The sequence below is a fragment of the Cryobacterium fucosi genome, assembly GCF_004403515.1.
GTDB lineage: Bacteria > Actinomycetota > Actinomycetes > Actinomycetales > Microbacteriaceae > Cryobacterium > Cryobacterium fucosi.
This window is the reverse complement of record NZ_SOHH01000110.1, coordinates 1-8551: the sequence shown is the minus strand read 5'-3', so window position 1 is coordinate 8551 and position 8551 is coordinate 1. Positions and strand designations below refer to the sequence as shown.

The following is an 8551-nucleotide window of genomic DNA, read 5'->3' as shown; positions in this document are numbered from 1 at the left end:
GAGCCGCGGCGCCGCGTCGGTCAAAAGCCAGCTGCGCGCGCGGGTGCTCGAGCGCCTCGCCGAGCGCGGCCCCGACTGGCTGGCCGGCACCCGGAGCGCCGGGGTGGCCACGCTCGTCGGGCAGGGCCTCGACGCCCTCGACAACTACTTCGCCCGGTACCTGCCGCAACTGCTCCTGGCCGGCATCGCCACCCCGATCCTCGTGCTGGTGATGCTCTGGCAGGACCTGCCGAGCGGCCTCACCGTGATCGTGGTGCTCCCGTTCATCCCCCTGTTCATGGTGTTGATCGGCCAGGCGACCCAGGCCGTGCAGCGCGCGCAGTGGGACGCGCTGCAGCGGCTCGGCGTCGGCTTCCTCGACCTGGTCGGCGGGCTCGCCACGCTCAAGATCTTCGGTCGGGAGGCACGTCAGGCCGACCGGGTGCGCACCATCACGGAGGACTATCGAGGCCGCACCATGAAGGTGCTGCGGGTCTCCTTCCTCAGCGGCTTCGTGCTCGAGCTGGGTGCCAGCCTGTCGGTCGCGCTCGTCGCCGTATCGGTCGGCCTCCGCCTGGTCGACGGCTCCCTCCAACTCGGCGTCGGCCTGTTCGTGCTGCTGCTGGCCCCGGAGGCCTTCCTCCCTGTGCGGCAGGTCGGGGCCCAGTTCCATGCGGCGGCCGACGGCCTCGCCGTCGCCGAGGACGTCTTCGCGATCCTCGACGAGCCAGCACCCACTGCACCCTCCGCACACACCGCGGCCCTGGCCGCAGCCGCGACCGGGCCGACGGATGCCGCACCGCCCACCCCGGACGCCCTGCGCTTCGACCGGGTCAGGGTGCGCCGTGCCGCCGGCCCGGCCGCCCCGGAGTTCTCGGCCGTCTTCCGCGCGGGCCGGCTCTCCGTCATCCGCGGTGCGAGCGGCGCCGGCAAGTCGACCCTGGTCGCTGCCCTTCAGGGATTCGTGCCCTTCGACGGGGAGATCAGCCTGGGCGATGCCGAGGTCACCCCGGGCACGCCGCGCCCCTGGCTGGCCTGGGCCGGACAGCGCCCGGGGCTGCTGGCCGGAACGATCGCCGACAACGTCTCGCTGGGGGAGGCGTCCGTCGACCCGGCGCTGGTGCAGCGGGTCCTCCGCGAGGCCGGGGCAGGCGATCTGGACCCGGCGATCCGGCTCGGCGTCAACGGCGACGGGCTCTCCGGCGGGCAGTCCCAGCGGGTGGCGGCCGCGCGGGCCATCTACCGCGCCCGCCTGCACGGCTGCCCCGTGCTCGTGCTCGACGAGCCCAGCTCCGCGCTCGACCCCGAAGCCGAGACACTCCTCGTCTCCGGGCTCCGCGGCCTGGCCGCCGAGGGGCTCATCGTGATCGTGGTGAGCCACCGGCCCCTGCTCCGCGACGCCGCGGACCAAATCGTCGAACTGGACGGGGCCGCGCATGTCTGAGCCGTGTGCCGGAACTCCGACCGGCGCCCCGGCCGGCACGCCACCCGCCCCGTCGCAGGCGCGCACCGGGCACGCCAGGGATGCCACGCGGGCGATCCTCCGGCTGGCCCAGCCTCGGGCGCGCTGGTTCCTGCCCGGCCTCGCGGCCGGGGTGGCCTCCATGCTCTGCGCCGTGGCCCTGCTCGCCACCTCGGCCTGGTTGATCACCCGGGCCGCCGAGCAGCCACCCATCCTCTACCTTTCGATGGCGGTCGTCGGCGTGCGGGCCTTCGCCCTGGGCAGGTCCGCCTTCCGCTACCTCGATCGGCTGAGCAGCCACGACGCGGCGTTCCGCCAGCTCTCCCTGCTGCGCGTCGGCGTGTTCTCCCGGATCGTTCCGCTGGCCCCGGCCGGGCTCGCCGACACCGGGAGGGGCGAGCTGCTCACCCGCCTCGTGCGTGACGTCGACGCCTTGCAGGACCTGCCGTTGCGGGTCGTCCAGCCACTCGCGACCGCGGGCATCCTCGCCGTCGTGAGCGTCGTCGGGGTGTGGAGCGTGCTGCCGGCTGCCGGACTCACCCTGTTGCTCAGCCTCGTCGTCGCGGGGGTGCTCGGCACGCTCGGCTCCGGCATTCTCGCCGCCCGCGCCGAGCGCGAGCTGGCCCCGCTGCGAGGCAACCTCACCGGTCAGGTGCTCGAGGTCGTCGAGAATCTCGACGTGCTGACGGCGTTCGGCGCCCTGCCGGGGCGCCTCGCCGACCTTCGGCGGGCCGACGACCTCCTCAGGCGGGCGACCCTCCGGCGCTCCCTGGGCGTCGGCGTGCAGGGCGCTGTGTTGTCCCTGTTCGCGGGTGCCGCGACTGTCGCAGCTCTGGCCGTCGGCATCCCCGCCCTGGCCGCGCAGGGGGCCGACGGCACGGCGGGCGGCCTGGCCGGCCCGGCCTTCGCCGTGATCGTGCTCGTGCCGATGGCCGTCTTCGAGGTGTTCGGTCTGGTCCCGGCTGCCCTGGGAGCCTGGCGGGAGGTGCGTTCCAGCGCCGAGCGGGTCGCTACGGCCGTGCCGGCGGAGATCCCCGTCGAGATCCCGGTCGAGATGCGCGCTGAGATGCGTGCCGAGATTCCCGCGGACGAGTCGACCCCGGCTGCCGCCACCCCGCCTGCCCGGCCGGCGCGGCCTGCCGCTCCCGTGGTCGAACTGACCGACCTCGGTGCGAGCTGGCCGGGCGCGACCGCCCCGGCCGTCGCCGGGGTCTCCCTGCGTTTGGCCCCCGGCGACCGGGTGCACCTGGCCGGCCCGAGTGGCGCGGGCAAGACGACGCTGGCGCAGGCCCTGGTGCGCTTCCTCGACTACACCGGGTCGTACACACTCGGCGGCGTCGAGGCCCGTCTGCTGGCCCAGTCCGAGGTGCGCGCGGTGGTCGGGCTCTGCGAGCAGCGACCGTGGCTGTTCGACGACAGCATCCGTCAGAACCTGCTGTTCGCCAGGGACACCGCGACCGACGACGAGCTGCTGGCCGTGGTCGACCGGGTGGGCCTGGCCGAGTGGGCCGCGGAGCGCGGCGGCCTGGATGCCCGGGTCGGCGAACGCGGCGCGCTGATTTCCGGCGGGCAGGCCCAGCGGATCGCCCTCGCCCGGGCGCTGCTGGCTGACTTCCCGGTGCTCGTGGTCGACGAACCCACGGCCAACGTAGACGAGGAGCAGGGCGACCGGCTCGTGCGGGACATCCTGGCCACGGCGGCGGAGGATGGCCGGGCCGTGCTGCTCATCTCCCACACGCCCGTCCCGGACGAACTCATCACGGCCCGGGTGGCCCTCGCCGGTTAGGGCGGCGGATTGCGCCGCGCGCCGCCGGAGCCCGTCGCACCTAGGCTGGGGGCGTGCCAGCTCCGATCCGACGATTCCCCCTGCCCGGCTGGTGGGACCCGGCGTTCGTCTACCTCACCCTCCACCGGTCGAGCAGCCACTCCTTTTGGCTCGACGCGGGCGTCGCCGCCGAGGACGGCTTCAGCTATCTCGGCGCCGCGGATGCAGCCTCCCGCTTCGTGACCGCGTCGGTGCCGGACGGCACCATCACGGTGACATACCCGTGGACGGGCCCGGGCGCCGAGGCTGTGACCGTGCCGGAGACGATCTTCGAGTTCCTGCGTGAGGACCTGGCCGCGGCCGAGCGAGGTGGATCCGACGAGGATCCGGGCGACGACTTCGCCCCGGCCGACGACGCGGTTGAGACGGATGCCGCCCCCGAGAGCGGATTCCGGCTCGGCTGGGTCGGCTGGCTCGGCTACGAGCTCGGCGCCCAGACCGTCGGCGCACCCGTGCACGACTCCCGCTACCCCGACGCCGCGCTCCTGCAGGTGGACCGTGCCATCGAATTCGACCACGCCGCGCGCACCGTCACCCTGCTCGCCCGCACCGGGGCAGGCCCGAACGAACAGTGGGCCGCCGACGTGCTCGCTGCCCTACGGGCCGCAGCAGAGGCATCCGGTTCCCCCGCACCCGCCCCGGCCGCGTCCGGAGTCCGGGTCGACGCTCCCGGCGCCCCCTCGGCGCATTGGCGGCACGACGCGGGCCGGTACGACGCCCTGATCCGGCGCTGCCAGGCCTCGATCACCTCGGGCGACGCGTACCAGCTCTGCCTGACCACCGAGATCCGGGTCGCCGTTCACCCCGACCCGGTCGACGCCTACCTCCGGCTTCGGGCGGGCAGCCCCAGCCACCACGGCGGTCTGCTCCGGTTCGGCGACACCGCCCTGCTCAGCGCGTCGCCTGAGCAGTTCCTCGCCGTCTCCCGCTCCGGCCGGGTCAGTACCCGGCCGATCAAGGGCACCCGGCCGCGCTCCACCGGGATCGCCCGCGACCTGGCTCTCCGTACCGAACTGGAGACCAGCGACAAGGAACGCGCCGAGAACCTGATGATCGTCGACCTCATGCGCAACGACCTGGGCCGCATCGCCGAACTCGGGTCGGTCGCGGTCACCCAGCTGCTCGACGTGGAGAGCTACGCGCACGTGCACCAGCTGGTCAGCACGGTGGAGGCCCGGCTGGCTGCCGGGCTGACCGGTGTGGATGCCGTGGAATCCTGTTTCCCGGCCGGCTCGATGACGGGCGTGCCCAAGCCCAGCGCCATGGGCATCCTCGACCGGCTCGAGGACGGTCCGCGCGGGATCTACTCCGGCGCATTCGGCTACTTCGGGTTCGACGGCGCCGTCGACCTGGCCATGGTCATCCGCAGCATCGTGATCGGCCCGGACGGCGCATCCGTCGGCACCGGCGGCGGCATCACGGCGCTGTCCGACCCGGCCGAGGAGATCGAGGAGACCCGGATCAAGGCCGCCGCCCTGCTCGACGTGCTCGGCGCCACGGAAACGCAGCCCGCGACCCCGCCCGCAACGCCGGCGGGCCAGGGTTTAGTAACCTAGAAGCCTGGACGACGCCTGCGGGCGCCCTTGTGCCTGAGACGGCGCACATCCCACCGCAACGAAGAGAGTCACGTGGCACACGAGCACGACCACACGCCCACCGGCGCCCACCACGACGAAGAAATCTACGATTTCGCCGCGATCCAGGCCAAATGGCAGCCGATCTGGGAGGAACTCGAACCGTTCCGCACGAACGACCCCGATGACACCCGCCCGCGCAAGTACGTGCTGGACATGTTCCCGTACCCGTCCGGCGACCTGCACATGGGCCACGCCGAGGTCTACGCGCTCGGCGACATCGTCGCCCGCTACTGGCGCCAGCAGGGCTTCAACGTGCTGCACCCGATCGGCTGGGACTCCTTCGGGCTGCCCGCCGAGAACGCGGCGATCAAGCGGGGCATCGACCCGCGCGGCTGGACCTACGACAACATCGCCCAGCAGAAGAAGAGCATGAAGCTCTACGCGGCATCCTTCGACTGGTCCCGCGAACTGCACACGAGCGACCCCGAATACTACAAGTGGAACCAGTGGCTGTTCCTGCAGCTCTACAAGAAGGGCCTCGCCTACCGCAAGGACAGCTGGGTCAACTGGGACCCGGTAGACCAGACCGTGCTCGCCAACGAGCAGGTGCTCGCCGACGGCACCTCAGAGCGCAGCGGCGCCGTGGTGGTCAAGAAGAAGCTCACCCAGTGGTACTTCAAGATCACCGACTACGCCGACCGCCTGCTCGACGACCTCAATCAGCTCGAGGGCACCTGGCCGGCCAAGGTCCTGAACATGCAGCGCAACTGGATCGGCCGCTCGATCGGGGCCGACGTCGACTTCGTGATCGAGGGCCGTGCGGAGCGGGTCAGCGTCTTCACGACCCGGCCGGACACCCTCTTCGGCGCGACCTTCATGGTCGTCGCCCCCGACGCCGACCTGGCCGCGGAACTCGTCGCCGACTCCTCTCCCGAGGTGAAGGCGCGGTTCCAGGCGTACCTGGTGAAGGTGCAGAACAGCACCGAGATCGAACGTCAGTCCACCGACCGGGAGAAGACCGGGGTCTTCCTCGAGCGCTACGCGATCAACCCCGTCAACGGCGAACGGATGCCGATCTGGGCCGCGGACTACGTCCTCGCCGACTACGGCCACGGCGCCGTGATGGCCGTGCCTGCCCACGACCAGCGCGACCTCGAGTTCGCCCGCCGCTTCGACCTTCCCGTGATCGTCGTCGTCGACACGACCGCGCCGGTCACGGGCATGATCCCCGTGATCACGCCGGAGATGCTCGCCGGCACCGAGGAGCTCCCCACGCCAGACCCGGTGGCGACGCCAGACCCGGCGGCGACCGGCATCGCCCTGGCCGGCGAGGGCCGCCTGATCAACTCGGGGGCCCTCAACGGGCTGAGCAAGAGCACCGCGATCAAGCGCATCATCGACCAGCTGACGGCCGACGGCACCGGCCGCGCCGCCAAGAACTACCGGCTGCGCGACTGGCTGATCTCCCGCCAGCGCTACTGGGGCACCCCGATCCCGATCATCCACGGCCAGGACGGTGCCGAGATCCCCGTGCCGGAAGACCAGCTGCCCGTGCTGCTGCCGCCCACCGACGGCCTCGACCTCAAGCCCAAGGGAACGTCGCCGCTCGGCGGCGCGACCGACTGGGTCAACGTCCCCAACCCGATCGACGGCACCCCCGCGCGCCGCGACGCGGACACCATGGACACGTTCGTGGACAGCTCCTGGTACTTCCTCCGGTTCCTCAATCCGAACGACGACACCCGGGCGTTCGACCCGAGGGAAGCCGAGAAGTGGGCGCCCGTCGACCAGTATGTCGGCGGCGTCGAACACGCCATCCTGCACCTGCTCTACGCCCGGTTCATGACCAAGGTGCTCTTCGACCTCGGCCATGTCTCCTTCACGGAGCCGTTCACCGCCCTGCTCAACCAGGGGATGGTCATCCTCGACGGCGCCAAGATGTCCAAGAGCCGCGGCAACCTCGTCTATTTCACGGAGGAGGTCGACCGTTTCGGCGTCGACGCCGTGCGCCTGACGATGGCATTCGCCGGCCCGCCGGAGGACGACATCGACTGGGCGGATGTCTCGCCCGTCGGCTCCGCCAAGTTCCTCGCCCGCGCCTGGCGCATGGCCAGGGACGTCACGAGCGCGCCGGACATCCGTTGGAAGACCGGGGACGCGTCCCTGCGCCGGGTCACCCACCGGTTCCTCGCCGACGCACCAGGCCTGATCGAATCGTTCAAGTTCAACGTGGTCGTCGCCCGCCTGATGGAACTCGTCAACGCCACCCGCAAGGTCATCGACACGGGAGCCGGCCCCGCCGACGCCGCCGTCCGGGAAGCGGCCGAGGCCACCGCGATGGCGTTGAATCTGTTCGCGCCGTACACCGCAGAGGACATGTGGCAACGGCTCGGCTACGAGCCGTGCGTTGCGCTCGCCCAGTGGCGCAAGGCCGACCCGACCCTTCTCGTGGAGGAATCCGTGACCGCCGTCGTGCAGGTCGACGGCAAGGTGCGGGAACGCCTCGAGATCTCGCCGAAGATCGCCGGCGACGAACTGGAACGCCTGGCGCGCGCGTCGGCACCGGTGATCAAGGCGATCGGCGAGCGTGAGATCGTGAACGTGATCGTGCGGGCACCCCGCCTGGTCAGCATCGTGACCCGCGCGGTCTGACCTCGCCTCCACAGGGCCGGGATCCCGCAGTGTCGCACCGCCTGTTCCTGACCGCCCGGCCCGCCGAGCCGGGCGGTCTAGCCTGCCCGGATGGAGCCTGACCCGGCCACAGCGGCGCTCTCGCGCCTGGCCCGCCCCCCGCGCGCCCACCGGGGTGCCCGGATGCGGATCGGGGTCGGCGCCGCGGTCGTGCTCCTCATCGCGGCGCTGGCCACGGCAGTGGTCGTCTCGGCGATCGGCGGGCAGGCGACCCACCAGGTGATCACACCGGGCCGGGGGACCTCGTCCGGTGGGGCGGCGGGCGGCGGGGCATCCTCCGGTGCCGCCGCGCCCGGCGCCAACTCGCCCGATCCGACCTCGGCACCGGGGGCGATCATCTTCGTTCACGTGTTGGGGGCGGTGCGCCGGCCCGGGCTGTTCGAGCTCAGCGCCGGCGCGCGGGTGATGGATGCGGTGGCGGCCGCCGGGGGGCTGACCGAGACGGCCGACCCGGCCGGGACAAACCTGGCCAGGCGGCTCAGCGACGGAGAACAGCTCTACCTGCCCCAGGTCGGCGAGGTGCCCGCCGGGCCGCCGCCGGCATCCGGGGGAGCGGGCCCAGCCGGTGGCGCAGCGTCCGGTCAGAAGGTGAACCTGAACACGGCCACGGTGGCCGAACTCGACACGCTCCCGCGGATCGGGCCGCTGATGGCCCAGCGCATCATCGACTACCGCGAGGCGAACGGCCCGTTCGCGGCCGTCGATGACCTCCGCAGCGTCACCGGGATCGGCGACAAGACCTTCGAGGGCCTGAAAGACCTGGTCACGGCTTGACCATCGACCTGCGCCTGGTCGGCGCTGCCGCTGCGGCCTGGCTGACGGGCTGGTTGCTCACGGGCGCACCCGGTTGGGAGGCGGGCAGCCAGCTTGCTCTGTGGGCGGCAGCGGCGGCCGCGTTGTTCCTGGCGTTCGCGGCGCGCGGGGAGCGGGCGCGATCGGCGCCGGCGCGCAGCGTTCCGGCGCGCGCGGTCCTTGCCCAGCTGGCCGTGTGCTGCGCGGGCGCCGCGCTCGTGGCAT

Annotated in this window: 6 protein-coding genes; all 6 read left to right on the top strand. The window is 72.3% G+C overall.

Annotated elements, in window-relative coordinates:
- A partial coding sequence (cydD, locus tag E3T48_RS15360) for a thiol reductant ABC exporter subunit CydD (RefSeq protein WP_134524903.1) occupies positions 1-1423 on the top strand: 1423 nt, incomplete at its 5' end.
- Complete coding sequence (cydC, locus tag E3T48_RS15355) at positions 1416-3227, top strand: thiol reductant ABC exporter subunit CydC (protein WP_134524902.1); 1812 nt, start codon at positions 1416-1418, stop codon at positions 3225-3227. The genes cydD and cydC, both read left to right, overlap by 8 nt.
- Before the next feature lie 53 nt (positions 3228-3280).
- Entirely contained in the window at positions 3281-4822 is a 1542-nt protein-coding gene (locus E3T48_RS15350) for an anthranilate synthase component I family protein (protein ID WP_134524901.1), read from the top strand.
- Positions 4823-4894: 72 nt separating this feature from the next.
- Positions 4895-7495, top strand: a complete 2601-nt coding sequence (gene leuS / locus E3T48_RS15345) for a leucine--tRNA ligase (protein WP_134524900.1) — start codon at positions 4895-4897, stop codon at positions 7493-7495.
- A gap of 90 nt (positions 7496-7585) precedes the next feature.
- Positions 7586-8308, top strand: coding sequence for a helix-hairpin-helix domain-containing protein (locus E3T48_RS15340; RefSeq protein ID WP_241986860.1), 723 nt, complete (start codon positions 7586-7588; stop codon positions 8306-8308).
- On the top strand, positions 8305-8551 hold a 247-nt coding region (locus tag E3T48_RS15335; protein ID WP_198417685.1), incomplete at its 3' end, for a hypothetical protein. The genes E3T48_RS15340 and E3T48_RS15335, both read left to right, overlap by 4 nt.

Coding starts and splice junctions, on each gene's coding strand:
- E3T48_RS15340 (WP_241986860.1), top strand. CDS start 7,586: ATGGAGCCTGACCCGGCCACAGCGGCGCTCTCGCGCCTGGCCCGCCCC.
- cydC (WP_134524902.1), top strand. CDS start 1,416: ATGTCTGAGCCGTGTGCCGGAACTCCGACCGGCGCCCCGGCCGGCACG.